Below are 24,807 nucleotides of genomic sequence, written 5' to 3' on the forward strand. Positions count from 1 at the left end.
CGCATGAGCAACAGTTTTGACGATATGCCGTTCTTCGATGAAGAACCCGCCGCACCGCGCAGGGCAACGAACAATGCCCCTTCGGAAAACGGCGGCGGGCTTGGCATTGCCGCCCGTGCCATGGCGGCGCGCGACCAGACACGTGCCGCGCCCGATTATCTGTCCGGCCTCAACCCGGAACAGCGCGATGCCGTGGAAACGCTGGACGGACCCGTTCTCGTGCTCGCGGGCGCCGGCACCGGCAAGACGCGCGTTCTGACGACCCGCATCGCCCATATTCTGGCAACCGGCCGTGCCTATCCGAGCCAGATCCTTGCAGTGACCTTTACCAACAAGGCTGCCCGCGAGATGAAGGAACGTATCGGCGTTCTGGTCGGCGGCGCTGTCGAGGGCATGCCCTGGCTCGGCACCTTCCACTCCATCGGCGTCAAGCTCCTGCGCCGCCATGCGGAACTCGTCGGCCTGAAATCGGATTTCACCATTCTCGATACGGACGATGTTGTCCGGCTGATCAAGCAGCTCATTCAGGCCGAAGGTCTTGATGACAAGCGCTGGCCCGCCAAACAATTCGCCGGCATGATCGACGGCTGGAAGAACAAGGGCCTGACACCGCCGGATATTCCGGAAGGCGACAGCCGCGCCTTCGCCAATGGCAAGGGCCGCGAGCTTTACACCGCCTACCAGAACCGGCTGAAGACGCTGAACGCCTGTGACTTCGGTGATCTTCTGATGCACCCGATCAGTATCTTCCGCCGCCACACCGATATTCTGAAGGAGTATCACCAGAAGTTCCGTTACATTCTGGTGGACGAATATCAGGACACCAACACGGCGCAATATATGTGGCTGAGGCTTCTCGCACAGCGCGCCAAGGGCGAGCCGCAGAACGTCTGTTGTGTTGGTGACGACGACCAGTCGATCTATGGCTGGCGCGGGGCCGAAGTGGATAACATCCTGCGTTTCGACAAGGATTTCCCCGGCGCCAAGGTCATCAAGCTGGAACGCAACTACCGCTCCACCGAACATATTCTCGGCACGGCCGGCCATCTGATCGCCCATAATGAAGGGCGTCTCGGCAAGACCCTGTTCACCGAACGCAGCAGTCCTGATGACGAAAAGGTCATGGTGCATGCCGCCTGGGATTCCGAGGAGGAAGCCCGCGCCGTCGGCGAAGAGATCGAGCAGCTCCAGCGCAAGAACCACAAGCTGAACGACATGGCCATTCTCGTTCGCGCCTCCTTCCAGATGCGCGAATTCGAAGACCGTTTTGTCACGCTTGGTCTCAATTACCGCGTCATCGGCGGTCCGCGTTTTTATGAGCGCCTCGAAATCCGCGATGCCATGGCCTATTTCCGGCTGGTCTGCCAGCCGGCCGACGATCTCGCCTTCGAGCGCATCGTCAATACACCCAAGCGCGGTCTTGGTGATACGACGATCCGCAACCTGCATGACTATGCCCGCGCCCGCGATATTCCGATGCTGGCGGCAGCGGCCGACATTATCGAAACCGACGAGTTAAAACCGAAAGCGCGCAAGGCGCTGTTCGACGTGGTGCAGGACTTCCGCCGCTGGCAGGGCCTCCTGGAAAACACCGAGCACACCACGCTTGCCGAACAGATCCTCGACGAAAGCGGCTACACCGCCATGTGGCAGGCCGACAAGACGGCGGAAGCGCCCGGACGGCTGGAAAACCTGAAGGAACTCATCCGGTCGATGGAATCCTTCGAAAGCATGCGTGGATTTCTCGAACACGTCGCGCTCGTCATGGATGCCGAGCAGAATGCCGAGCTGGATGCCGTATCCATCATGACGCTGCATTCCGCCAAGGGTCTGGAATTCGACACCGTCTTCCTGCCCGGCTGGGAAGAAGGCCTGTTCCCGCACCAGCGGGCGCTGGACGAAGGCGGCCGCTCCGGTCTCGAAGAAGAACGCCGTCTGGCTTATGTCGGCATCACCCGCGCCAAGAAACTCTGCCATATCTGGTTCGTATCGAACCGGCGTATCCATGGCTTATGGCAATCCACCCTGCCCTCACGTTTTCTGGAAGAACTGCCGCCCGCCCATGTGGATGTCGCGGCATCCGACAGCAATTATGGCGGTTATGGCGGGCGCGGCGGCTATGGCCAGTCGCGCTTCGACAAGGCGGAACCCTTCGCCAATAATTATTCCACTCCCGGCTGGAAACGGGCACAGGCCAACAAATCAGATGCCACCCGCGACAACTGGGGCACACGCTCCGGCCATGCGGTCGAGCGGATTGGTTATGGCGAAAGCGGCCCGCGGACCCGCACGATTGATGGCGAGCTGGTGGCCAAATCCGTTGCCGACACACCGTCGAAATTCGTGGTCGGCGACCGCGTCTTCCACCTCAAATTCGGGAATGGCAACATCTCCGCCATCGAGGGCAACAAGCTGACCATCGATTTCGACCGCGCAGGACAAAAGCGCGTGCTGGATGGATTTGTGGAAAAGGTTTGATTCGAACGGTTAAGACAGGTTCAAGACAGCTTTTTCCATAGCCCGCGTCACATCGTTGCAATAAAGAAATTGCTACACGAGAGCGAAAACCGGGCGAGGACCGCTTTGCATATTTTACCGAAAAGCCAGCGCAAGCTTGCCGTTTTCCTGATTAACATGGATAGCGCCACGAAGCGCCTTGAGGATATGACCGCCAGGCTCGACGCCATCGGGCTGCAGGCGGAGCGTATCGCCGGCGTCAATGGCCGCGAACTCAATTATCCGATCCCGGAATTCAGCGAGATTTCCTACATGCTCATGCATGGCCGGCGCACCTCGCCGCCGGAAATCGGCTGTTATCTCAGCCATGTCGCCTGTGCCAATAAATTCATGGATGGCGATGCCGATATCGCGCTCATCCTTGAAGACGACGTAGTCTTCGACAATGATTTTCTGAATGCAATCGATGAGGCGGTACTGAACGGCAGCGACTGGGATTTGCTACGGCTGACGACGGTCAGCAACGGCCGCAAATTCCCGTTTCGCCCGCTTTCCAATGGCCGTTCGCTGGCCATTGCCCTGACGCGGGAAAAAGGCTCAGGCGCCTATCTCGTCAACCGTCGCGCCGGAAAATGGATATCGAAACTGATCCCCATGCGGTTGGCCTATGATATCGCATTCGATCTGGAATATCTGGCAGGCCTGAAGGGGGCTTTCATCTATCCGCTCTGCGCCACGCAGGATGCGGATGGCGAAAGCCAGATTCAGAACAACCTGCGCATTTATCGCCTGCCGCGCTGGCGTTATTTTACTGTGCTGCCCTATCGCGCCTACCTGGAAACCAGCCGCTTTCTTCTGCGCGGCCTGCGCTTCGCCATCGCCAGGCTGAGCGTTACGCTTGAAGGCGGCAAGGGCAAGACTGCTCCCGCCGGCAATTGAACAAGCTGGATCATGCCTCGCCGGGCGTAAAGCCGATGAGATAAACCGCAGCGATCACGGCTGCGAGAATGAAAATCGAAATGACGAAAATCGTCATCCGGTTCAATGGCTTGCGTGTCGTTTTCTTCATGCTGGAATAATGCGCGGCAGGGTCACTGGTTCCGTAGCGCACAGGATAATGCCACGTGAAGCCGCGAAACGGCGCAATTCGATTCCGCTTCAGGCACATATCGGCTAAAGCTCGGATACTTCTTCAGCTTTCCCGGCACGCCACAACAGACCCGCCATGACAGATATGACGCATCCCCGCCTCAACCCGCTGCATCTTGCCGCCGCCTTCGCTAGCGGTTGTCTTTTGACGTTGATGGTGCATTTCAACGGCCAGCTTGCCCATTACGGCAGCGCGCTGTTTTCCTCGTGGACGGCGCATGGCACAGGTACGGTGGCGGCGCTGATCTATCTCGCCATCATGCGCCCGAAGAACGACCCCACGGCACCGGCAAAACCGAAGGCACCGCTCTGGGCCTATTGCGGCGGGGTTGTGGGTGCGGCCATCGTCATCCTCACCTCCACCGCCGTCAATTCGCCGCTGGCGCTTTCCGGCACCATCGCGCTCGGCCTCGGCGGACAGGTGATTTTCAGCCTGCTGGCCGATCTTTTCGGCCTTTTCGGCCTGCCGAAACGGCGGCCGGATATGCGGGACATGGCAGCGGTGGCACTGATCCTTTGCGGCAGCGCGCTCATCATTCTTGTCGGGAGAACGGCATGATCGTCTGGATAGCCATGGCTTTTGCCGGCGGCGTCTTCGTGGCGCTGAGCCGTCAGATCAACGGCCGCTTGAGCCTGTCGAACTCACCACTTATCGCTTCATTCTGGAACCATATCGTTGGCTTTGCCGTGCTGACCGTCATCGGCCTCATCGTCGGCGGCCTCATTCCGCCCGGCGCGGCCGATGCGCCCTGGCTTGCCTTTATCGGCGGCCCGATCGGCGTCGTCTTCATCGCCTCGGGAAGCTGGCTCATTCCGCGCATCGGCGCGGTCAATACCGCCCTTCTGGTCATCAGCGGCCAGATGGTGTCAGGCGTTGTGCTCGATCTCTTCGGCGATCATCCGCCGAAAATCTGGGCAAGCGCGCTTGGCATTCTTCTCATCATCGCCGGCATGGTGCTGACGCAACGGCGCAGCCGTTGATGAAATTCAAATAAACTCAGGAATCGTTGCCGCGCGAGAACATGCTGAGCAGCGTCTTGCCGCCACTTTTCCCGCTGCTGCTGGCAAGCGTCGGACGGTTGCCGTTCAGTTTTGGCACCACGACCATGCGCTTGACTTCGCCGCGCTTGAAGGCGGCCAGGAAGCGCGAATAATCCCGAAACACGACACAGCCGTTCGATTCACCGCGTTTCGCCAGCATGTAGGTATGGGCAAGAAGCCCATCGCGGCCATGCGGGTTGACGCCGTTTTCCGGTGTCAGGCGAATGGCTTCTACGCCATGAAACCGCGCTTCGCGCATCGTCAAGCGATAGCTGGAGGGCGGCGTAGAGCCACGCATTCTGACGTGAACAAAGTCGGGATTGTCACGCATCTTGCCGATGCCGGAATGCGCTTCCAGCTTCTCGCCATTCGGCATGTGAACCGTCCCGGAGGAAATATCGTAAATCGCCGTGCCATTGCCGCGATCCGGCCACGGAACCGCATCCATCTTGCTCGGCTCGCGCATCGGATTATCAGGCTTTGCAAAGGCAAGCATGGCGCCGGTGCTCTGCTTCGGCTGCTGCGGCGCGCGCAGCGGAACCGGCGCATCAAAATCGGGGGCTGACGCAACCGCAGCCTTGGAAAGGGCGGGACGCGGCGACGGCTCCACCGTCTCGGCCGCCGCCACTTCGGGCCGGAAGCTCGGAAGCGGTACATCATCGGGAAGCAGGCTGCTCGCCTCTTCCTCGATCTGCGGGCGCGCCAGCGCCACTTCGAATGCCGGATGTTGCGAGGCAGCGCTTTGATAGGCGACCTCGGTGGTGCGCCCAAGCGCCGAATCGACGATTGCCGAAGGCCTGAGCGCGGCAAGTTCCTTCACCGACGCCTGCCCTTTGGCATTTGCCGCCGCGCCAAAGCGCTCGCGAAATTCCTTCGCGCCGATCTCCGGCATGATGCCGGCAAGGCGAACGGCCTTCTGCGGGCCATGGCTGTGATCGCTCAGGCGGGAAAATTTGCGGACGTGAATATCCCGCCCAGTCGCGTGGCCGATCGCCGTCTCGGCAGAATCAAGCCTCGCCACCAGCGTCTTTTCAAATTGCCCGACGCCATGCGAGGCGGCTGCCATGCTATGCAGCGATGCGAAGGCAGCAAAGGCAAAAAGACCGGCAAAGGCACCGCCACCGAGCAGCGCGGACATTCGGCCAAGCGAAAAGGATTTGCCTTTCTTGAGGCAGGACGACCCGGCAACACCGGCGCCATTATAGGCCGCAGCAGAAAACGCCATGATACTCGTTACTCGAACCGTTCACGCACACCCGGCCAATGCCGGTGGGATTTTGGGGCATCCAAAGAGCGGGTGAACACCACGCCGCTTTCGGAACTGACTGGTTCGAAGCATGACGAATTATGGTAACCAAAGTGTTTACGAGTCCCTGCAAAAATACTTCGTTAAGGTCTGCGCATGTCAGGCGAAGGGGAAACGATGACCTTGTGGGGACGGCGTACACTGCATCGCTCGTCCCAAAAAATGCCCCGCGGGGCGTCATCGGCCTTTAAAATTTCCGTCGCCGCATCGTCAGGTAAATTCCGACTTGGCCGGAAATTTGCTGTAAATGCGGCAGGACTGCGACGGGACAAGCTGTCGTCATCAACCAGCCACGTGCGCACAAAGGTTGAATGGGTACTTGATCAGCCAAAGCCGGCTTGGCATCCTGCTGGCAAAAGGGAGGCACATCATGAAGGCGCTGCTGCTCATCGACATCCAGAACGGCTTTTGCCCCGGCGGTAATCTGGCCGTTGCCGAAGGGGACAGGATCGTACCCGCCGCCAATGCCCTCATCGACAATGGCGGTTATGATCTCATCGTCGCCTCACAGGACTGGCACCCGGAAAACCACGGCAGTTTCGCCTCCCAGCACCCCGGCAGAAAACCGTTCGACATGGGCGAGCTTTCCGGCAAACCGCAGATGATGTGGCCGGACCATTGCGTGCAGGGCACGCAGGATGCGGAATTCCACCCCGACCTGAAGACGGACGCATTCGACTATATTCAGCAGAAGGGTGAAAACCCCGCCGTCGACAGCTATTCCGCCTTTCGCGACAATGACCAGTCGGCGACGACAGGCCTTGCCGATTATCTGGCCCGTCAGGGCGTGACGCAGCTCGATATATGCGGCCTCGCCACCGATTATTGCGTCAGTTTTTCGGTGCTCGATGCCATCGACATGTTGCCCGGCATCAAGGTCCGTTTCATCGAGGATGCAAGCCGCGGCATCGATCCGCAGGGCATAAAGGCCGCGATTGCGGCCATGCGGGAAAAGGGCGCAGCAATCGTCAACAGCCGCGACATATTGCGCGACTGACCGCCATTTCAACGCAGCCGCGGTTTTTCCAGCACATCGATGTCACCCGCCGCGTCCTCAAGACGCCGCAGGATTGCAGCATGTGCATCCTTCAGCCCCTGATTATAGAAAACATATCCGACCTCCTCGGCCAGAAACTCCACGAAGATTTCCGCCTCAAGAAGCCCCATCTCGGTTTCGGTCTCCCGGGCAAGGTAGTCCTTGATACGCGCGGCCAGGACCGCCTTTTCCTGCTTTTCGAGCATTGATCTTCCATGATTTCACGGTGTGGATGCACCGGCGAAACCCGATGAGGTCTTTCGTCCGGCGCTGACTGTCGGCGTTACCGTAACGGAAGCTTCAAGGGAATCAATCGATCCATTCATGCAATTCGTTTGCCAGCCGGCCGGGACGGCGATAGAGCGGCGGCAAGGAGTTTCCAGAGAATGTTCAATAAAGATTTTCGCGAGGGACTGAGGACCGGTTTTCCGATCGCCCTTTCCGCCGCCCCCTTTGGCGCGCTGTTCGGCGCGGTTGCAGTCGATAACGGCCTGAGCGTCACCGAAGCCACGATCATGAGCGGTACCGTCTATGCCGGCGCAAGCCAGCTTGTCGGCATCGAACTGTTTGGCCAGAAGGTCGCCCCATGGCTGATCGTTCTTTCCGTCTTCGCCGTCAATTTCCGCCATATCCTTTATTCGGCAGCCATCGCCCGAATGATCTCCGGCTGGTCGCTGATGCAGAAAGCTGCCGGCTTCTTTGTGCTGGTGGATCCGCAATTCGCCGAATCGGTCCGCAAATACGAGAACACCGGCACAGTCGGTTTTTCCTGGTATATGGGCTTTGCCGCGCCGGTCTATGTGCTGTGGCTGGCCATGACCATTCTCGGCGCCTCGCTCGGCAACCTCGTCGGCGATCCCAAGGCCATCGGCCTCGATGTGCTTTTGCCGATCTATTTCATGGGCATGGTCCTGAGCTTCCGCCAGCGGGAGAATTTCTACCCCGTGATGCTGGCAAGCGCAGCCGGCGCAACGGTCGCCTATCACTTCGTCGGCTCGCCCTGGCATGTCAGCCTCGGGGCGATTGCCGGCATTCTCGTTGCCGTCCTTTATCCGCCCAAACCCAACGGCGAGGCCAATCCTGAAAACAGGGTGGAAACGCCATGAGCGACATGCTCCATACCGACACGATGATCCTGATCGCGCTCGCCGCCATCGCCACCTATCTCACCCGCATCGGCGGTTATGTGCTGATGACGCGGATGAAATCCATCCCGCCGCGCATGGAAGCCGGCCTGAACGCCGTGCCCGTTGCGGTTCTGACCACGCTTGTCGCACCCGCCTTTTTCGAAGGTGGATACGAGGTGAAGATCGGCATGGTGGCAGCCCTTCTGGTCTGCCTGCGGTTTCCCGGTCTGACGATGTTGGCAATCGGCTGGGCCGTCGTCATCGCCATCAGGCATTTCGGGCTGCTTTAAGCGACCCTCTCCAGTGGCCTGGTCGCGGCAACAAGCCAGGCTTTCACCTCTTCATCGGTGATTAGCGGAGAGAGCTTTTCCAGAACGTCGGCATGGTAGGCGTTCAGCCAGTCGAGTTCCTCGTCGGTCAGCAGCGACACGACGACAAGTCTGTTGTCGATGGGGCACCAGGTCAGCGTCTCGAAGGAGAACATTGGCTGGTCGCCGCCGGCCACCTCCTGCGCGTCACGCACATAGATCAGGTTCTCGATACGGATGCCGAAAGCACCGGGGCGGTAGTAACCCGGCTCGTTCGACAGGATCATGCCCGGCAGCAGCTCCTGCGTCGAAAGCCTTGCGATACGCTGCGGTCCCTCATGCACCGAAAGATAGGAACCGACACCGTGGCCGGTGCCATGGGCATAGTCGGCGCCTGCCTTCCACAGCGCGATGCGCGCCAGGGGATCGAGGTCGCAACCGCGCGTTCCCTTCGGAAACCGTGCGGTGCTGATGCCGATCACTCCCTTCAGCACCAGCGTGAAGAAACGCTTCTGCTCTTCCGGCACCGTGCCGATTGCGACGGTACGGGTAATATCAGTAGTGCCGTTGACATATTGCGCGCCGGAATCGACGAGGAACATTTCGCCATCGGCAAGTGTACGATCCGTATCGGTGGTGACGCGATAGTGGATGATGGCGGCATGTTCGCCAGCGCCGGAAATCGTATCGAAAGACACGTCCTTCAACGGGTTCTGCATCGCCTGCCCCACTTTGGCCCGCGCTGCCTCCAGCGCCTTGACCGCAGCGATTTCGGTGACGCTGCCCGGCTGCTGGCGGTCCAGCCAGCTCAGATATTCGACCATGGCCGCGCCATCCTGCACGTGTGCTGCGGCCGAACCGGCAAGCTCCGCCTTGTTCTTGCAGGCGCGCGGCAGGCGGACGGGATCGGCCGTTTCGACCAATGTGCCGCCCGCTGCCGTGATTGCGCCCGTCAGCACCACCGGCGTCAGATCGGCATCGACCATGACCCGGCCCTTGGCGCTGGCAATCGCATGCAGGCGGTCGGCAATTTTCGATGGCGGCAACTGCGTCGCCAGTTGCGCCAGATAGGCCTCGACCTCGATGCCGGTCTTGCGCTTGTCGAGAAAAATATCCGTCCTGCCGTCGGCATAGATGATGGCACGGGCAAGCGGATGCGGTGTATGCGGCACGTCATTGCCGCGAATATTGAAAATCCAGGCAATGGAAGACGGATCGGTAACCAGCAGGGCATCTGCCTGCTTGGCCGAAACCGTCTCCGCCAGCAGCGCGATCTTTTCCTTCGCCAGCTTGCCCGTAAAGGCTTCCGGCTGGATAATAACGGGCTCCAGCGGCTCGGACGGACGGTCCTGCCACAGGGCGTCAAGCGGATTGCGCTCCAGCAGCACGACGGATCCGCCTTTGGCCGCAAGCGCCTTTTCCAGCCGCTTCAATTCAGCGCCGGTATGCAGCCACGGATCGATCCCCAGCCGGAAGCCCTGTGCCGCATGCTCGGATAACCAGACAGAGGGCGGCGCCCCGACCAGATCACCGCCCGTGAAGACGGATTGGTCGACCTGCGATTTGAGCTGTGTCGTATACCGCCCATCGACAAAAACCACGGCCTCGCTGCGTGTCACCAGCGCGATGCCGGCCGAACCGGTGAAGCCCGTCAGCCAGGACAGGCGCTCGGCGCATTCCGGCACATATTCCCCCTGATATTCATCGGCGCGCGGCACCAGAAAACCGTCGATAGCCAGCGCGTCGAAACCGGCGCGCAGCGCCTCGACACGGGCCTTGCCAAATTGCGGCGCGGATTTGTTTTCGAAGGTCTGGAACATGGGTGTCTTTCGGGAACTGTCATGAGGAAAGCGGTTCATTCACGCCGTCAAATCATTGGCGCACAACGACAATGCCACGTGGGCAAACCCGGTTTCAAGCCATATATGACAGAACCGATTACGGCGATAAATTGTGCATATTTTGCGAAATAAGTAATACTAGAAGACAAGTGGCATGCATTTTACGCATATCAACCGTGAAATATCCCATCTAACCAAACAAAATCACATCGCTTATATCAAGATCAACACAGCGAGAGAAACACTCTCCTGGCAAAAAGGGATTTGAAGCAATGGCAAAATCTTTCCTCCGCGCCGCCTTCGATCGTGTTGTTGAAGCACGCGAGCGTCAGGTGAGCCGCCACGTCAACGCAGCACTTTTGAACCTTGACGACAAGTCGCTCGAAGCGCTGGGCATGAACCGCGCCGATCTGCGTCGCAAGGCAAAGTCCAGCTACGTATTCTGATCAAGTCAGGCGCGGCGATCCTCCCTCCACCGCGTCTGAACAGGAATACGTCGACCCGCTTGAGCAAGCTCCTCCCATATGCTCGCGGGTTCCAGGCGGCGCGAAAGCGCCGCCTTTTCTTTTGCCCGAAAGCAAGGTCGAAAGAGCGTCAGTCTTTGCGCAGATGCAGCGTCACCCAGCCGTTGCGCCAGATGGTGCGGATGTGAGAAAGCCGCGCGCCATTATAAGCGGCGAGAACCTTCCAGCGCTGGGACGCAAGAATACCCGACAGGATGACGGTGCCGCCGGGCGCCAGATGCGTGACAAGCTGCGGCGCCATCTTGATCAGCGGCCGTGCCAGAATATTGGCGATGATGAGATCAAATGGACCATGCTTGCGGAAAGCATCGGAGTGAAAACCGGGCGCGGTTTCCAGCGCCATTCCAGACACGATGCCGTTCAGCCGTACATTTTCCTTGGCCACCTTGACGGCAATGGGGTCGATATCCGTCGCCAGTACGGGAATGGGGCGCATCTTGCGCACGGCGATCGCCAGCACGCCGCTGCCGGTGCCGAGATCGAGCGCGTTGCGGACCGTCCGTGCCCGCAGAACATCCTCTATCATTTCAAGGCAACCCGCCGTCGTGCCATGATGGCCGGTGCCGAAAGCCTGCCCCGCCTCGATCTCGATAGCCAGATCATGCGGTTGCACCTTGTCGCGATCATGCGCGCCATGCACGATGAACCGCCCTGCCCTGACCGGCTTCAGCCCCTCGAGCGACTTGGCGATCCAGTCAACATCGGGAACGATCTCTTTTTCGATGACGAGACCGGGAAAGTCAGGTGCAAGCAAAGCGCCGACACGCTCGCGGAACTCATCCTCCTGCTCGGCCATCAAATAGACGGAGGCTTCCCAGATGTCGCGCTTCTCATCCACCTCGGTCGTGGCGATCGCAACATCCTCCTCGCCGAAATAATCCGACATGAGATCGAGGATTTCGCCGGCCTTGATTTCGGTCGTGGTGACGTAAAGTCGGATTTCGCTCACGGCGGGCTGCTTTCTCTGGCTGAGGTTGTTGTCTTGCCTTTGCCACAAAAGCTGCGCCAGTCCAATAAGCCTGGCGCAATTATGCCGGCTCTATCAGCCCTTCAGAAGATTCTGGAGCTTCTGCTCGGCAACTTCAGGGTTTTCGCCATAAGCAATGGTGCCTGAAAAACGGCCCTTGGCATCAAGCAGGATGACAGACGCGGTATGATCCATGGTGTAATCGCCATTCGGATCCTTCTCATCCACCGGCACCTTCTTGGCATAGATGCGATAGCCTTTCAGCGTCTCGGCAATCTTGTCGGCCGGACCGGTAATGCCGGTAATCCGCTTTGAAACGTTGGAAACATATTGCTGCATGATCTCGGGCGTATCACGCTCTGGATCGACGGAAACGAAATAGGCCTGCATCTTGTCGCCGGCCGGGTCCACCTTTTCCATCCAGCCGTTCAGCTCGAACAATGTCGTCGGGCAGACTTCCGGGCAATGGGTGAAACCGAAGAACAAGGCCGTCGGTTTGCCCTGAAACGCCTTTTCGGTGATAGGCTGGCCGTCCTGCGCGGTCAGCGCGAAAGGCACGCCATAGGCCGTTTCCACCATCTCCTCACGGGTCTTCGTCATTTCGATCGTCAGCCAGCTGACGACACCGGCGAGAACGACCACCACGGCCCACAATACGATGCGAATATTTCTCATTGTCCAATCCTACCCCGAAAGCCCGCAGCATATCGCAGGCCTTGGCAGACTGATAACGAACGGCGACGGCGACGGCAAATCAACTGGACGTATTTGCGGCAACCGCGCTGATTTGTCACAAAGCGCAGACGGCCCAAACGATCACAGACACCAGGCGATACCGCTCTGCACGGTGGAGAGGAAAATATCCGTGCTGTGCCGCACCCAGCCGTCGAAGGCAAGAAGCACGATGGCAAGCGAAGCGACGACCGCAAGACTTGCCAGAACAAACTTCAGCGGGTTGGAAACGAGTGCGTTCATTCCACCATCATAACCTTTTTGCACCGACGCGAAAACCGCCAAAATACCGGGTTTTGCGTGGGAGAGCGCAGCAATTGTTAGGGAAAGTTTAAAATCTTGCTGTGCATTATGACCATAGCGGTTTTTAAAGCCTCGACATGATGTCTCCCGGTGCATGCCGGCCACCGCATAAAGCTCAATCCTGCTTGGGCCTGTTAGAGAGCCATCAGAGGAAACCTGCCGTCATGTCCAACGCCATCAAGCAATCCGGCGCATATCTCGAAATCGTTTCCTTCCATCTGGGCGATCAGGAATTCTGCATCGACATCATGGCGATCCGCGAAATTCGCGGCTGGGCGCCGGTTACCCCGATGCCGCACACGCCGCCTTATGTTCTCGGCCTCATCAACCTGCGCGGCGCCGTCATTCCCGTCATCGACATGGCCGGCCGCCTCGGCATGAAGATGACCGAACCGTCCGAACGCTCCGCCATCATCGTCACCGATATCGGCGGCAAGCTGGTGGGCCTGCTGGTGGAACAGGTCTCCGACATGATGACCATCCGCTCCGAAGACCTGCAGCCCGCGCCGGATATCATTCCGGAAGAACAGCGCAGCTTCTGCCGCGGCATCGTGGCGCTGGAAAAGAGCATGGTCTGCTTCCTCAACCTCGACACCGTCATTGCGGACGAACTGGCGCGCGAAGCGGCCTGATCGACAGCGTGGATCACTGCAAGCTGCATGCGTGAGAAATCTTACGGTTTGCAGGGGAGTAGTGATGGAGAGAAACGTGTCTCCACACACGTCGTCATCCTCGGCCTTGTGCCGAGGATCCATCAATGCATCGTCGAGTCGCTAGGTCGTGGATTCTCGGGACAAGCCCGAGAATGACGGCGAGAGATTTACCACTCCAAGCTTCATAGAAGCAATCACGGCTTGCCCTTCTGCCAGGTCACCTGCTGATTATAGAGCGGCACCGTGGAAATCGCCATCTTGGCCGAACCGTCGGTCAATTCCCGCGCATGCACCAGATAGATCAGCGTGTCATTGGCCTTGTCATAGACGCGGCTGACGACGAGCTTCTTCCAGACCAGCGACATGCCCTGCCGGAATACCTCTTCCCCGCCCTTCGACAGATCGATGTCGCCGATCTCGACCGGCCCCGTCTGGCTGCAGGAAATGGCGTTGTTGGAAGGGTCTTCGAACCAGTTGCCGTTCTTCAGCCGGTCGATGACGCCACGCTCGAAATAGGTAACGTGGCAGGTGACACCCTTGATCTTGGGATCGGCGATCGCCTCGATGACGATATCATTGCCGATCCAGTCGACCCCGACTTCACCCACGACCTGCGAATGCGCCACTGTCACCGGAAGCAATGCCAGAAAGCCCGCAAACAAACCCGACAGAGTTTTCATCGTCATCGCATCTTCTCCGTTACGCTGCTTCAAACATAGGTGGGCGACACCATTAAGCAACCCGGGCGACGGCGCGTTTTTTCATGCTGCAGGGCTGGTAGCCGGTGGAGGTGAGACGGCCGGCGACCATGCCGATCTTTTCCGGCAGATCGCGGATATGGGTGACACGCAAGGCCTTCGCCGCCGCAATCGATGCGGCAGCGCAGACAACCGCGTCTTCGGCGGCATTGTGGTGCACGAAGCGCAGCTGGAGATGATGGGCAATCACATTCAGCTTGTGTGATTCCAGATGTGGCCAGACATGCCGGGCGATCTTGACGCTGCAGAGATAGGAAAGATCAGGATAGGACTGCCGGTATTTGTCGAAGGACGCCCGCATGACGCTGAAATCGAAAGCGGCATTATGGGCGATCATGGTGGCGCCATGGAAGTCATCAATGAACTCTTCCATCACCTCAGGAAATTCCGGCGCATCCTCGACATCAGCAGGCCGAATTCCGTGCACGGCAATGTTGAAGGGCGAGAACCGCATGTCCTTCGGCCGGATAAGACGTTCCTCGACACGAACGATATTACCGTCTTCTATCCACGCAAGCCCGACGGAGCAGGCGCTGCCCCGTTCCTCATTGGCGGTCTCGAAATCGATGGCGATGGTTTTCAAGAGTGATTCCCGTTGTTTCATTCCGGCATAGACCGGATTGGCATCAAAGAGAACCGGCCTCGGCTGAACGCGCTTGCGAAAGCATCCATTCGATGAGCGTCACCAGATCGGGATTATCAAGCATGCGCCGCGGATAAACCAGAAAATAGGCAAGCGTGCTGGCCATGTCTTTTCCAAAGGGCGCGATCAACGCACCTTCCGCAAGCTCGCGGGAAACGAGCGAGCGTCGCGTCAACGCAATGCCATGCCCGGCTTTCGCCGCATCCAGTGCGCCATTGCTGTCGATGAAGACCGTGCCGCCGGAGGCATCGACATCGGATGCTCCGGCCGCCTCCAGCCAGCGCCGCCACTCATTGCGGTTTTCATCATGCAGAAGCGGCACGGCTTTCAGGTCTCCCGCCTCCTGAAGCGGTCCGTATTTCTCAAGAAGCTGCGGCGAACAGACCGGCAGAGTGCTGTCATCGATGAAACGGATGCTCTCCAGCCCTTCATAACGACCAAAACCGTGCCGCACCGCCAGATCGACATCGTCCCGCGAAAAATCCACGAGCCGGTTGGTCACGCTGATGCGGACGTCCACATAGGGGTGTTGCTGCTGAAAGGCCGGCAATCTCGGCATCAGCCATTGTATGGCGAAAGTCGGCGTACAGCTGAGGGTCAGAACCGTGATCTCGGATCGAGCCGTCAGTTCCGCCGTCGCCTCGCGCATCATCCGGAAGGCGGTGCGAAGCGCGCCGTAATAACGCTCCCCCTCCCGCGTCAGCTGGATACTGCGCGGCTTGCGGAAAAACAGCTGCACGCCAAGCCGCGTCTCCAGCTCCCGGATTTGCAGGCTGACCGCGCCAGGGGTGACATTCAGCTCGTTGGAAGCAAGCGTGACGCTGCGATACCGCGCCGCGGCTTCAAAGGCCTGCAGCCCTTTAAGCGATGGAAGTTCCGTTGCCATGATTTAGCTGAGCTCAATTATCGCGAGAGAAACTATCGTTTGAAAACACAATAAAGCAGGGAGTAAATAGACGCAACAGGATATGGGGGCGGAGAAAGTGCCGCAATATCGGCTTGAGGTAAACTCAACCGATATCGGGTGGATGGCAGCGTGCCTTCCTGCAATCATGTCGATATTCATATAGCGTGGGAGACGATTATGGCGATACAGAAACAGATGGATGCCCGAGAGTGGGCAATGCTCATAGCGCTCTCACTACTCTGGGGCGGATCATTCTTTTTCGTTGGCGTCGCAGTCAAGGAACTGCCGCCCGTCACCATCGTCACGTTGCGGGTCACGCTTGCCGCTGCGGCGCTTCTCATCGTCTGCCGTATCATGGGCCTTCATCTGCCGCGCCAATGGGCGGTGTGGCGCGCCTTTTTCGGCATGGGGCTGCTCAACAACATCATTCCCTTCTGCCTGATCGTCTGGGGCCAGACCCATATTGCCAGCGGGCTTGCCTCGATCCTCAATGCCACCACGCCCCTTTTCACCGTCATCGTCGCGCATTTCCTGACCGCTGACGAAAAGATGACCGGTAACAAGCTCGTCGGCGTACTGATCGGTTTTGCCGGCGTGGCGACGATGATAGGTCCTGCAGCCTTTGGCGGATCATCCGGCCTCTGGGGCCAGATCGCCATTCTCGGCGCGGCCATCTCCTATTCCTTCGCCGGCATATTCGGCCGCCGCTTCAAGGCCATGGGCGTGCCGCCGCTGATGACCGCCACCGGCCAGATATCCTCTTCGACGCTGATGCTGATCCCGGTCGCCCTTCTCGTCGACAGGCCATGGACACTCACCATGCCAAGCCTCGGCACCTGGGGCGCGCTGATCGGCATCGCCCTGTTGTCGACGGCCCTCGCCTACCTCATCTTCTTCCGCATTCTTGCCAGCGCCGGCGCCACCAACCTCGCCCTCGTCACCTTCCTCATTCCCGTCAGCGCCATCCTGCTCGGTTCGCTGCTTCTCGGCGAGCAACTGGAAATGAAGCATTTCGCCGGCATGGCGATGATCGCTGCCGGTCTTGCCGCAATCGATGGCAGATTGTTTTCCAGATTGCGCCAGCCGCGCCAGCGGCTGCAATGAGGCCGGACGATCGAGGCCGACTTGCGAGACGGCCTCGTTCTTTTCCTCTCAGCCCGATGTTTTCCGGCAATGAACGCTTCCGTGCCGTCTTGACGCCCGGCGGCTCCTCTGGCCTTATGCCGCCATGACCAGCTTTGCCACCAACATGCATCTCACCGTGACCATTCGCCCCGCAGGGCGCGTGGCGGTGTCAGTGCGTTAGTCAACTGGTCATCCGTCCACCACCCTGCCGCATATTGGCAGGGTCTGGTGTTCCCGCTCTGCCTCGGCTGAAAAATCCAAGGAGAGCAGACATGCCGGAAAGCGATATACCCTCACCCCTGGACCCCGATGCGCGCTGGCCCGAAGGCCTGTGTATTCGCGCCCGCACCCCGGCAGATGCGCCGGGGATAACGGCACTGCACAACATGGCCGGATTTCGCAACGGGACGCTGCGCTGGCCGCATCAGAATCCGGAAGATATTCGCAAAGGGATCGAAACCCAGTCGGCCAACAGCTTTGCGCTGGTCGCCATCCTCGACGGCAAGATCGTCGGCGATATCGGCTTGACGCGCCACACCAACCGCCGGGCCCATGCGGGCAGCATCGGCATGGGTGTTCATGATGCCTATACGGGACAGGGAATCGGCAGCGCCATGATCGGCGAAATCCTCGCCATTGCGGATCGCTGGCTGGACCTGAAAAGGATCGAACTGACCGTTTTCACCGACAATGAGCCGGCGCTGGCGCTTTATCGTAAATTCGGTTTCGAGGTCGAGGGCCATCTGAAATCCTTCGCCTTCCGCGACGGCGAGTATATCGATGCCTATTGCATGGCGCGTCTGCGGTAATGGTTCAGACAGCCAAGCAATGATCCTCAAACACGCGCCGAATGGTCCGCCGCGACCATTCGGTCATTTCTTCGTTCCGCCCGCGCTCGGCATCCAGTACGATCAACGCCTTCCACAGTGCCCAGCCGCGCCCGCGCTGCCATGTGGCCTCATCCAGATCCAGCGCCCGGCGAAAAACAGCCCGGCTTTCCGCATCAAGCACATTCCACGCGAGAATGAGATCGGACGACGGATCGCCGACGCCGGAACTGCCGAAATCGATGACGGCCGACAGGCGCCCGTCCAGCACCAAGAGATTGCCCTCGGCAATATCGCCATGCACCCACACGCCCTGCCCCTGCCAACGGCTCGAAAGCGCAAGCTGCCATATCTCCATGGCCAGCGCCTGATCCACCTCATCGGAAAGGCGCGCCACCGAGGCTCTCGCCTCGCCATCATAGACTGCCAGCGATCCACCGCGATGGAAATTATGTGCGCCCGCAAGGGGGCCATCCGAAGCATCGATGTCATGCAGGGCGTTCAAAAACCCCGCAACATCGCTGGCGATGGCCGAAAGATTGATGCTTTCCAGCTGCCGGGCGAGAGGTTCACCCTTCAGCCAGCGATAGACGGACCAGCAAAACGGATAATCCTCACCCGGCTGTCCAAGCGCCAAGGGCGCGGGAATCGGAACCGGCAGGAACGGCGCAAGGGCCGGCAGCCACCGATGTTCCTTCTCCACCTGCGCCACATAGCGCTCAGCACTTGGCATGCGGATCAGCATGTCGTCGCCAAGGCGGAAGCTGCGATTGTCCCAGCCGCTCAATTCCACCGGCCGAACATCGAGCGCCGCCCATTGCGAAAACTGGCTGGCAATCAGCGCCCGGACCTGCTGCGTGGTGACGACAATCCGGTCATCCATGATGCGTTCCCCGTTTCAGGCGCAAACCTCTGGCGATGCAGGACAACACGGCGATGACGGCATATCAGCCGCCGATCAGCGCCAGCCACTCATCCTCGTCCATGGTTTGCACGCCCAGTTCCGTCGCCTTGGCAAGCTTGGAGCCCGCCCCCGGCCCGGCCACCAGAATATCCGTCTTTTTCGAAACGGAACCAGCCACTTTCGCGCCGAGGCTTTCGGCCCGGGCTTTTGCCTCGTCCCGCGTGAATTTTTCCAGCGAGCCGGTGAAGACCACCGTCTTGCCCGCCACAGGACTGCCTTCGGTGGACGGCTTCTCGGCCTCCTTCGGCTGCAACTCCCGTATCAGCCGGTCGATGACGTCGAGATTGCGCGGTTCCTTGTAGAACTCGATGATGGCACGGGCCACCACCTCGCCGATACCGTCGATGCTGTTGAGCTCCGCCCAGGCGTCACTTGCCGGATCCGCCGCCGCCTTCATCGCCTCTTCGAAATGTTCATAGGTGCCATAGGAACGCGCCAGAAGCTTCGCCGTTGTCTCGCCGACATGACGGATGCCAAGCGCAAAGATCAGCCGATGCAGATCGATCTCGCGGCGGGCATCGATGGCATCGAACAGCTTCCTGACGCTGACCTTGCCAAAACCGTCGATATTCTCGAGCTTGGTCAGGTGGGATGCTTCCTGCCGCGCCTTCAGCGTAAAGATATCGGGCGCAGTCTTGATCGAGAGCGCCGGATCATCGCTTTCGAAGAAGAAATCGATCTGCTTGGTGCCCAGCCCTTCAATATCGAAGGCATTTCGCGAGACGAAATGTTTTAAGTGCTCTACCGCCTGCGCCCGGCAGACGAAACCGCCGGTGCAGCGCGTGACCGAATCGAGCTTACCGGTCTTTTCATTACGTTCGCGCACCGCATGGCTGCCGCAGACCGGACATTTTTCCGGAAACGCATATTTCACCGCTTCAGCAGGGCGCTTCTCCAGCAGCACATCCAGCACCTGCGGAATGACATCGCCAGCGCGCTGCACGATGACCGTATCGCCGATGCGAATGTCATGATCCTCTGGGCGAATGCGCTCGCCACTATTGCCGATGCCTTCGATATAATCGGCATTGTGCAGCGTCGCATTGGTGACGACGACGCCGCCGACGGTGATCGGGGTCAGGCGCGCCACAGGCGTCAGCGCCCCGGTGCGCCCCACCTGGATTTCGATATTCTCGACCGTGGTGAAAGCCTGTTCGGCTGGAAACTTGTGCGCCGTAGCCCAACGCGGGCTGCGCGAACGAAAGCCCAGCCGTTCCTGCAGATCAAGCCGGTCGACCTTGTAGACAACGCCATCGATATCATAATCGAGATCAGGCCGAGCGACGCCGATTTCATTATAATGCTCAAGCAATTGCTGGGCGGACGTGAATCGCTTCATCAGCGGATTGACCGGAAAACCCCACTCCCGGAATTTCTCGACGATGCCATATTGCGTATCGGCGATCCGCGCCGGCTGGCCGCCATTCGAGACTTCGCCCAAGGCATAGGCGAAGAACCGCAGCTTGCGTTTCGCGGTCACATTGGCGTCGAGCTGGCGCAGCGAACCGGATGCCGTGTTGCGCGGGTTCACATAGGTCTGCTTGCCTTCGGCCTCCATCTGGGCGTTGAGCGCCATGAAGTCGCTCTTGGCCATATAGACCTCGCCACGCACCTCCACCACATCGGGCGCGTCCGAAGGCAATTCGTTCGGGATTTCCTTGATGGTCCTGATATTGGCGGTGACGTTCTCACCGGTCGTGCCGTCGCCGCGCGTCGCCGCCGTCTTCAGCTTGCCCTTCTCATAACGAATGGACATGGAAAGGCCGTCGATCTTCGGCTCGGCGGTAAATGCGATGGAATCGTCAGGCAGATGCCCGAGAAAACGGTAGACGGAACTGACGAAATCGCGCAGGTCCTCTTCCGAAAATGTATTGTCGAGCGACAGCATCGGGCGGGCATGCACGATGGGCGCAAAGGTCGGCAGCGGTGTAAAGCCGACTTTTTTCGACGGGCTGTCAGCCCGCACCAATGCCGGGAAAGCCGCCTCGATGGCATCGTTGCGCCGCTTCAGCGCATCATAGTCAGCATCGGAAATCTCCGGCGCGTCCTTACCGTGGTAAAGCGCGTCATGACGGGCAAGCTCGGCTGCCAGAAATGCCAGCTCGGAAGAGGCTTCAAGTTCAGTCAGGTTTTCGACGGGAATCTGGTCTTTCGACATGTCGGCCTCTTTTCGGAATTACCGAACGCTTTTAGCCGAAATAAAACAGCAATAAAATCAGTTTTGCCGCCAGACTCACAAGACCCACAATGCCGATCGTGCTCTCGCAACGCTTTGGCGAACGATCAGTCCTTGGCAGCCAGCAGACGGGCCGCCGCAGCCCTCGCCTCGTCGGTCACCGATGCGCCGGCCAGCATGCGGGCGATCTCTTCGGTCCGGTGTTTCGGCTCCATCGTCGCCACGCGGGTGGCGATGCGCTCGCTGCCATCGCCGGATGGGCCTTTGGAAATCAAGAGATGGGTCGCCGCCCGCGCCGCCACCTGCGGTGCATGGGTGACGGAGAGAACTTGCACCGTCTTCGACAGGCGACGCAACCGCTGGCCGATAGCATCCGCCACGGCACCACCAACACCCGTATCGATTTCATCGAACACCAGGGTCGGCGCCGAACCACGATCCGCCAGCGCAACCTTCAAAGCCAGCAGGAAGCGGGACAATTCACCACCCGAGGCGACTTTCATGATCGGTCCCGGCCGTGTGCCCGGATTGGTCTGAACGTGGAATTCGACGGTATCGATGCCGTCGGCCGTCGCCTGATCGGTATCGGAGGTGACCTCGACGGTAAACCGTGCCCGCTCCAGCTTCAGCGCCGGCAGCTCGGCCATCACAGCATCGGAAAGCGCATCCGCCGCATGGCGGCGTTTGTCGGAAAGCGATTGGGCGGCACGGTCGAAATCAGCTTTGACGACGCCGAGATTGGCCTCCAACTTGCCGAGCTTTTCCTCACCGGCATCGAGATCGGCAAGATCAGCCACCATTTTTTCGGCTAGAGCCGGCAGGTCAGGCACAGCGACATTATATTTACGGCCGGCGGCGCGCAGCGCGAACAGTCGCTCCTCCACCCGCTCCAGTTCACGCGGATCGAATTCGGTGCGGCGCAACGCCGCCTCCACTTCCATCTGTGCATTGGAAAGGCTGTCCAGCGCGGCATCCAGCAACTGCACGGTGTCTTCCAGCAGGCCGGGCGCTTCGTGGCTCTTGCGCTCAAGCCGGCGCATCATGGATGCAATGACAGGCACGGGCGAAGCATTGCCATTCAGAAACTCGCTGGCTTCGGCGATATCGCCGGCAATGCGTTCGGATTTCTGCATCACCGCCCGGCGCTCGGCAAGCTCCTCCTCTTCACCGTCACGCGGCGAAAGCCCTTCGAGTTCCTCGACGGAAGAGCGCAGGTAATCCGCCTCGCGGGCGGCGGCCTCCACCTTGGCGCGGTGGGTCTTCAGGGCGCGCTCGGCGTCTTTCCAGGTGCGGTAGAAACCCTGAACGGCGCGGGCCTCATCGCTCAGCCCGGCAAAGGCATCCAGCAGCGTGCGGTGGGCATCGGTATCGACAAGCGCACGGTCATCATGCTGGCCGTGAATTTCCACCAGCAATTGCCCGAGCTGCCGCATCATCTGCACGCTGATGGCCTGATCGTTGATATAGGCCTTGGTACGTCCGTCGGAGGATTGCACGCGGCGAAAAATCAGGTCGCCGTCGTCATCGAGACCGTTTTCCCGCAGAAGAAGCCGTGTCGGATGATTGTTGGGGACTTCGAACGTGGCAGTCACCTGCCCCTTGTCCTCGCCATGCCGTACAAGGCCGCCATCGCCCCGGCCACCCAGCGCAAGGGAAAGACTGTCGAGCAGGATCGATTTGCCCGCGCCGGTTTCCCCCGTCAACACGGAAAGGCCCGCCTCAAAACCGAGGTCGAGCCTTTCAATCAGGACGATATCGCGAATCGAGAGCTGGACCAGCATGGCCTATGCCCCGTCTCAGGCGCCGATAAGCTTCTTGCCGGCGCGCGAAATCCAGGACCCCTTGTTTTCACGCGGCTCCAGCCCGTTGCCTTTCAGCAGCTTGTAGGAGTCCGCATACCATTGGCTGTCGGGATAGTTGTTACCGAGAACGGCGGCCGCGGTCTGCGCTTCTTCCACCAGGCCCATCGCATAATAGGCCTCCGTCAGACGCGCCAGCGCTTCCTCGATCTGGTTGGTGTTCTGGTACTGCTCGACGACGATGCGGAAACGCGAAACGGCGGCGAGATATTCCTTGCGCTCAAGGTAATAACGGCCGACCTGCATTTCGCGGCCGGCGAGCTGGTCGCGGGCGAAACGGATCTTGGCCTGCGCATCGGCGACATATTCCGAATCGGGATAGTCGTTGACGACCTTGCTCATCGCCTCGACCGTACGCTGTGCTGCGCGCTGGTCCTGCGTCACGTCGGAAATCTGCTTCGAATAGGCAAGGCCGATCATGTACTGAACATAAGCCGCATCCTTGGAACGCGGATATTGCCGCAGGAAGCGGCTGCCATTGGTGATGGCCACATCATTCTTGTTGGTGCGCGTCGCAATGAACGTCTGCATGACAAGCGCCTTCTGGCCCCATTCGGTGAATGGATATTGCTTGTCGATCGCCTCGAACTTGCGTGAGGCTTCCGTCATGTTGCCGGCGTTCATGTTGGCAAGCCCCTGCTTGTACAGAACGTCAGGCGGATCGGATTCAAAACCGAGCTTGGTAATGTCGATATCCGGATCGGACTGGCAGGCCGTGACGGCGACACTTGCACCGACCAACAACAACGAAACGGCGATCCCCCGCATCGTACCCTTCATCGCACCAGACCCTACATGCTTCATTCGACAGTTCCCACTTCCCGCGCAAATACATAAGCATCGGCTTTGCACTGGCGTTTCTAGCCATAAAAGCATCCGCAGGGCAACGCAATGATGACGCATTAACGCATTTTTATGGCATCCGCGCGCGCAATCGCATGAATATCAGGCGATATGACGAAACATCTTGCCCTGCATCATAAAAAAGCCGCCCCCAGGGGAGCGGCTTTTTCTGTCAATCGATAGCCTGCGAACAAACTCAAGCAGACCAGGGCGCAAATTCCGGCATGTTGACCGGTACGAATTCGCGGGCGCGCACCATCTGGTTGCGGGCAGCCGGTGCTTCGACGATCTCGTAAGCCGTGCGGTCGCTCAGCAAAGCCTTCAGCGCATTGGCATTGACCTTGTGGCCGCCGCGATAGGACCGGTAGCAGCCGATGAACTGCGCGCCGGCAAGCGCCAGGTCGCCCACGGCGTCCAGCGTCTTGTGACGGACGAATTCGTCCTTGGCGTAACGCAGACCTTCCATGTTGATGACGCTGTTATCGTCGGAAATGACGACGGAATTCTCAAGCGAGGAGCCGAGCGCATAACCGGCAGCCCACAGGCGCTCCACGTCACGCATGAAACCGAAGGTACGGGCGCGCGACAATTCGTTCTTGAACGTCTCAGCCGTCAGGTCGCCCTTCCAGGACTGCTTGCCGATCAGCGGCGTGTCGAAATCGATGTCGACTTCAAAGCGTGTGCCGTCATAGGGACGGAATTCTGCCCAGGAAGCGCCCGAGTCGATGCGCACCGGCTTGGTGACGCGAATATAGCGGCGCTTCGCACCAAGGTTCTTGATGCCGACCGATTCGATGGCCTCGATGAAGGGAGCAGAGCTGCCATCCATGATCGGTGCTTCCGGACCGTCAACCTCAACGACGAGATTGTCGAGGCCCATGGCGTAGATGGCGGCCATGACGTGCTCGATCGTCGCCACTGACTGGGACAGCGAACGGCCGAGCACGGTGCACAGGTCGGTATTGCCGACATTGGCCGAAACCGCCTTCAACTCGGTGACGTTGCCATTGTCATGAAGGCGATGGAATACGATGCCCGTCCCAGCTTCTGCGGGCTGGAACGTCATAGAGACCGGATTGCCGGAATGCACGCCAATGCCTTTAAGCTGAACAGCATTTGCGATAGTTGTCTGAAATCCGAGCAGTCCGATAGTCATGCGTATATGCCTTGTTTTGCAAACCGCGCCGTTTGGTGAAGCGCCGTTCAAGTTTTAAAGCCGGTTTTGGCGACCGGCCAAGTCCGTATTTTCCTTTACCCAGCC

At 59.5% G+C, this 24,807-nt stretch carries 25 protein-coding genes; 11 read left to right on the forward strand and 14 right to left on the reverse strand.

The window, feature by feature from the left end:
- Nucleotides 1-3 precede the first annotated feature (3 nt).
- From EXN68_RS07445 to EXN68_RS07460, 4 genes are all read left to right on the forward strand, one after another.
- The gene (locus EXN68_RS07445) at nt 4-2,478 is read left to right on the forward strand and encodes an ATP-dependent helicase (protein WP_142840247.1); all 2,475 of its coding nucleotides are present in this window, start codon (nt 4-6) and stop codon (nt 2,476-2,478) included.
- A gap of 105 nt (nt 2,479-2,583) precedes the next feature.
- On the forward strand, nt 2,584-3,396 hold the full coding sequence (locus EXN68_RS07450) for a glycosyltransferase family 25 protein (RefSeq protein ID WP_142840248.1): 813 nt from the start codon (nt 2,584-2,586) through the stop codon (nt 3,394-3,396).
- A 286-nt stretch (nt 3,397-3,682) separates the two neighbouring features.
- Nucleotides 3,683-4,165: a DMT family transporter gene (locus tag EXN68_RS07455; protein WP_142840249.1), complete on the forward strand. Its 483-nt coding sequence runs from the start codon at nt 3,683-3,685 to the stop codon at nt 4,163-4,165.
- Entirely contained in the window at nt 4,162-4,587 is a 426-nt protein-coding gene (locus tag EXN68_RS07460; protein ID WP_142840250.1) for a DMT family transporter, read from the forward strand. The genes EXN68_RS07455 and EXN68_RS07460 overlap by 4 nt, the downstream gene beginning before the upstream one ends.
- 16 nt (nt 4,588-4,603) lie before the next feature.
- Here EXN68_RS07460 and EXN68_RS07465 read toward each other — a convergent pair whose 3' ends face one another.
- A complete protein-coding gene (locus EXN68_RS07465) occupies nt 4,604-5,872 on the reverse strand; it encodes a DUF2778 domain-containing protein (protein ID WP_142840251.1) in 1,269 nt (422 codons plus the stop codon).
- Nucleotides 5,873-6,323: 451 nt separating this feature from the next.
- On the opposite strand from EXN68_RS07465, the gene pncA reads away from it, so the two are divergent.
- Nucleotides 6,324-6,950 carry a bifunctional nicotinamidase/pyrazinamidase gene (gene pncA, locus EXN68_RS07470; protein ID WP_142840252.1) on the forward strand — a complete coding sequence of 209 codons (627 nt, stop codon included), beginning with the start codon at nt 6,324-6,326 and terminating at the stop codon, nt 6,948-6,950.
- A gap of 8 nt (nt 6,951-6,958) precedes the next feature.
- Here the strand turns inward: pncA and EXN68_RS07475 are convergent, their stop codons facing one another.
- Nucleotides 6,959-7,195, reverse strand: a complete 237-nt coding sequence (locus tag EXN68_RS07475) for a DUF2164 domain-containing protein (RefSeq protein ID WP_046798086.1) — start codon at nt 7,193-7,195, stop codon at nt 6,959-6,961.
- Between the two features lie 180 nt (nt 7,196-7,375).
- Here EXN68_RS07475 and EXN68_RS07480 point away from each other — a divergent pair, with 180 nt between their 5' ends.
- Both EXN68_RS07480 and EXN68_RS07485 read left to right on the forward strand, forming a co-directional pair.
- Nucleotides 7,376-8,095, forward strand: coding sequence for an AzlC family ABC transporter permease (locus tag EXN68_RS07480; RefSeq protein ID WP_142840253.1), 720 nt, complete (start codon nt 7,376-7,378; stop codon nt 8,093-8,095).
- Complete coding sequence (locus tag EXN68_RS07485; protein WP_046798084.1) at nt 8,092-8,406, forward strand: AzlD family protein; 315 nt, start codon at nt 8,092-8,094, stop codon at nt 8,404-8,406. The genes EXN68_RS07480 and EXN68_RS07485 overlap by 4 nt, the downstream gene beginning before the upstream one ends.
- Here EXN68_RS07485 and EXN68_RS07490 read toward each other — a convergent pair.
- On the reverse strand, nt 8,403-10,244 hold the full coding sequence (locus EXN68_RS07490) for an aminopeptidase P family protein (protein WP_142840254.1): 1,842 nt from the start codon (nt 10,242-10,244) through the stop codon (nt 8,403-8,405). The genes EXN68_RS07485 and EXN68_RS07490 overlap by 4 nt on opposite strands.
- Before the next feature lie 293 nt (nt 10,245-10,537).
- Between EXN68_RS07490 and EXN68_RS27640 the strand changes: the two genes are divergently transcribed.
- The gene (locus tag EXN68_RS27640; protein ID WP_193559508.1) at nt 10,538-10,711 is read left to right on the forward strand and encodes a hypothetical protein; all 174 of its coding nucleotides are present in this window, start codon (nt 10,538-10,540) and stop codon (nt 10,709-10,711) included.
- Between the two features lie 148 nt (nt 10,712-10,859).
- On the opposite strand, the gene EXN68_RS07500 is transcribed toward EXN68_RS27640, so the two are convergent.
- The 3 genes from EXN68_RS07500 to EXN68_RS27395 all read right to left on the reverse strand — a co-directional run bounded on the left by EXN68_RS07500 (nt 10,860) and on the right by EXN68_RS27395 (nt 12,731).
- On the reverse strand, nt 10,860-11,738 hold the full coding sequence (locus EXN68_RS07500) for a 50S ribosomal protein L11 methyltransferase (protein WP_142840255.1): 879 nt from the start codon (nt 11,736-11,738) through the stop codon (nt 10,860-10,862).
- Between the two features lie 93 nt (nt 11,739-11,831).
- Nucleotides 11,832-12,431, reverse strand: coding sequence for a cytochrome oxidase assembly protein Sco (gene sco, locus EXN68_RS07505; RefSeq protein WP_046798081.1), 600 nt, complete (start codon nt 12,429-12,431; stop codon nt 11,832-11,834).
- A gap of 141 nt (nt 12,432-12,572) precedes the next feature.
- Nucleotides 12,573-12,731, reverse strand: coding sequence for a hypothetical protein (locus EXN68_RS27395; protein ID WP_237681375.1), 159 nt, complete (start codon nt 12,729-12,731; stop codon nt 12,573-12,575).
- Between the two features lie 224 nt (nt 12,732-12,955).
- On the opposite strand from EXN68_RS27395, the gene EXN68_RS07515 reads away from it, so the two are divergent.
- The gene (locus EXN68_RS07515; protein ID WP_003522339.1) at nt 12,956-13,423 is read left to right on the forward strand and encodes a chemotaxis protein CheW; all 468 of its coding nucleotides are present in this window, start codon (nt 12,956-12,958) and stop codon (nt 13,421-13,423) included.
- A 215-nt stretch (nt 13,424-13,638) separates the two neighbouring features.
- Here EXN68_RS07515 and EXN68_RS07520 read toward each other — a convergent pair whose 3' ends face one another.
- The 3 genes from EXN68_RS07520 to gcvA are packed head-to-tail and all read right to left on the reverse strand — an operon-like array spanning nt 13,639 to nt 15,731.
- On the reverse strand, nt 13,639-14,130 hold the full coding sequence (locus EXN68_RS07520) for a CreA family protein (protein ID WP_142840257.1): 492 nt from the start codon (nt 14,128-14,130) through the stop codon (nt 13,639-13,641).
- Between the two features lie 46 nt (nt 14,131-14,176).
- Entirely contained in the window at nt 14,177-14,785 is a 609-nt protein-coding gene (locus EXN68_RS07525) for a 3'-5' exonuclease (RefSeq protein WP_142840258.1), read from the reverse strand.
- Nucleotides 14,786-14,828: 43 nt separating this feature from the next.
- Nucleotides 14,829-15,731, reverse strand: a complete 903-nt coding sequence (gene gcvA, locus EXN68_RS07530) for a transcriptional regulator GcvA (protein WP_142840259.1) — start codon at nt 15,729-15,731, stop codon at nt 14,829-14,831.
- A gap of 198 nt (nt 15,732-15,929) precedes the next feature.
- Here gcvA and EXN68_RS07535 point away from each other — a divergent pair, with 198 nt between their 5' ends.
- Together EXN68_RS07535 and EXN68_RS07540 are read left to right on the forward strand one after the other, a co-directional pair.
- Nucleotides 15,930-16,856, forward strand: a complete 927-nt coding sequence (locus tag EXN68_RS07535; protein WP_161991237.1) for a DMT family transporter — start codon at nt 15,930-15,932, stop codon at nt 16,854-16,856.
- A 293-nt stretch (nt 16,857-17,149) separates the two neighbouring features.
- Nucleotides 17,150-17,686, forward strand: a complete 537-nt coding sequence (locus EXN68_RS07540) for a GNAT family N-acetyltransferase (RefSeq protein WP_142840260.1) — start codon at nt 17,150-17,152, stop codon at nt 17,684-17,686.
- A 4-nt stretch (nt 17,687-17,690) separates the two neighbouring features.
- Here EXN68_RS07540 and EXN68_RS07545 read toward each other — a convergent pair whose 3' ends face one another.
- The 5 genes from EXN68_RS07545 to lpxC form a co-directional block, all read right to left on the reverse strand.
- On the reverse strand, nt 17,691-18,587 hold the full coding sequence (locus tag EXN68_RS07545) for an aminoglycoside phosphotransferase family protein (RefSeq protein WP_142840261.1): 897 nt from the start codon (nt 18,585-18,587) through the stop codon (nt 17,691-17,693).
- A 64-nt stretch (nt 18,588-18,651) separates the two neighbouring features.
- Nucleotides 18,652-20,826, reverse strand: a complete 2,175-nt coding sequence (gene ligA / locus EXN68_RS07550) for an NAD-dependent DNA ligase LigA (protein WP_142840262.1) — start codon at nt 20,824-20,826, stop codon at nt 18,652-18,654.
- 125 nt (nt 20,827-20,951) lie between these two features.
- Nucleotides 20,952-22,625 carry a DNA repair protein RecN gene (gene recN, locus EXN68_RS07555; RefSeq protein WP_142840263.1) on the reverse strand — a complete coding sequence of 558 codons (1,674 nt, stop codon included), beginning with the start codon at nt 22,623-22,625 and terminating at the stop codon, nt 20,952-20,954.
- A 15-nt stretch (nt 22,626-22,640) separates the two neighbouring features.
- Nucleotides 22,641-23,507: an outer membrane protein assembly factor BamD gene (locus tag EXN68_RS07560; RefSeq protein ID WP_142840264.1), complete on the reverse strand. Its 867-nt coding sequence runs from the start codon at nt 23,505-23,507 to the stop codon at nt 22,641-22,643.
- Nucleotides 23,508-23,742: 235 nt separating this feature from the next.
- Nucleotides 23,743-24,702, reverse strand: a complete 960-nt coding sequence (gene lpxC, locus EXN68_RS07565; protein ID WP_142840265.1) for a UDP-3-O-acyl-N-acetylglucosamine deacetylase — start codon at nt 24,700-24,702, stop codon at nt 23,743-23,745.
- Nucleotides 24,703-24,807 lie beyond the last annotated feature (105 nt).

Origin of the sequence: Martinezella rhizogenes (assembly GCF_007002745.1) — a bacterium.
Lineage (GTDB): Bacteria > Pseudomonadota > Alphaproteobacteria > Rhizobiales > Rhizobiaceae > Agrobacterium > Agrobacterium cucumeris.

Excerpts from the sequence above, each read along its gene's own strand:
- EXN68_RS07545 (WP_142840261.1), bottom strand. The coding sequence starts at position 18,587 with ATGGATGACCGGATTGTCGTCACCACGCAGCAGGTCCGGGCGCTGATT.
- pncA (WP_142840252.1), top strand. The coding sequence starts at position 6,324 with ATGAAGGCGCTGCTGCTCATCGACATCCAGAACGGCTTTTGCCCCGGC.
- EXN68_RS07490 (WP_142840254.1), bottom strand. The coding sequence starts at position 10,244 with ATGTTCCAGACCTTCGAAAACAAATCCGCGCCGCAATTTGGCAAGGCC.
- EXN68_RS07540 (WP_142840260.1), top strand. The coding sequence starts at position 17,150 with ATGCCGGAAAGCGATATACCCTCACCCCTGGACCCCGATGCGCGCTGG.
- EXN68_RS07485 (WP_046798084.1), top strand. The coding sequence starts at position 8,092 with ATGAGCGACATGCTCCATACCGACACGATGATCCTGATCGCGCTCGCC.
- EXN68_RS07480 (WP_142840253.1), top strand. The coding sequence starts at position 7,376 with ATGTTCAATAAAGATTTTCGCGAGGGACTGAGGACCGGTTTTCCGATC.
- EXN68_RS27395 (WP_237681375.1), bottom strand. The coding sequence starts at position 12,731 with ATGAACGCACTCGTTTCCAACCCGCTGAAGTTTGTTCTGGCAAGTCTT.
- EXN68_RS07445 (WP_142840247.1), top strand. The coding sequence starts at position 4 with ATGAGCAACAGTTTTGACGATATGCCGTTCTTCGATGAAGAACCCGCC.
- recN (WP_142840263.1), bottom strand. The coding sequence starts at position 22,625 with ATGCTGGTCCAGCTCTCGATTCGCGATATCGTCCTGATTGAAAGGCTC.
- EXN68_RS27640 (WP_193559508.1), top strand. The coding sequence starts at position 10,538 with ATGGCAAAATCTTTCCTCCGCGCCGCCTTCGATCGTGTTGTTGAAGCA.
- lpxC (WP_142840265.1), bottom strand. The coding sequence starts at position 24,702 with ATGACTATCGGACTGCTCGGATTTCAGACAACTATCGCAAATGCTGTT.
- gcvA (WP_142840259.1), bottom strand. The coding sequence starts at position 15,731 with ATGGCAACGGAACTTCCATCGCTTAAAGGGCTGCAGGCCTTTGAAGCC.
- EXN68_RS07455 (WP_142840249.1), top strand. The coding sequence starts at position 3,683 with ATGACAGATATGACGCATCCCCGCCTCAACCCGCTGCATCTTGCCGCC.
- EXN68_RS07465 (WP_142840251.1), bottom strand. The coding sequence starts at position 5,872 with ATGGCGTTTTCTGCTGCGGCCTATAATGGCGCCGGTGTTGCCGGGTCG.
- EXN68_RS07560 (WP_142840264.1), bottom strand. The coding sequence starts at position 23,507 with ATGAAGCATGTAGGGTCTGGTGCGATGAAGGGTACGATGCGGGGGATC.
- EXN68_RS07520 (WP_142840257.1), bottom strand. The coding sequence starts at position 14,130 with ATGACGATGAAAACTCTGTCGGGTTTGTTTGCGGGCTTTCTGGCATTG.
- sco (WP_046798081.1), bottom strand. The coding sequence starts at position 12,431 with ATGAGAAATATTCGCATCGTATTGTGGGCCGTGGTGGTCGTTCTCGCC.
- EXN68_RS07535 (WP_161991237.1), top strand. The coding sequence starts at position 15,930 with ATGGCGATACAGAAACAGATGGATGCCCGAGAGTGGGCAATGCTCATA.
- ligA (WP_142840262.1), bottom strand. The coding sequence starts at position 20,826 with ATGTCGAAAGACCAGATTCCCGTCGAAAACCTGACTGAACTTGAAGCC.
- EXN68_RS07475 (WP_046798086.1), bottom strand. The coding sequence starts at position 7,195 with ATGCTCGAAAAGCAGGAAAAGGCGGTCCTGGCCGCGCGTATCAAGGAC.
- EXN68_RS07515 (WP_003522339.1), top strand. The coding sequence starts at position 12,956 with ATGTCCAACGCCATCAAGCAATCCGGCGCATATCTCGAAATCGTTTCC.
- EXN68_RS07460 (WP_142840250.1), top strand. The coding sequence starts at position 4,162 with ATGATCGTCTGGATAGCCATGGCTTTTGCCGGCGGCGTCTTCGTGGCG.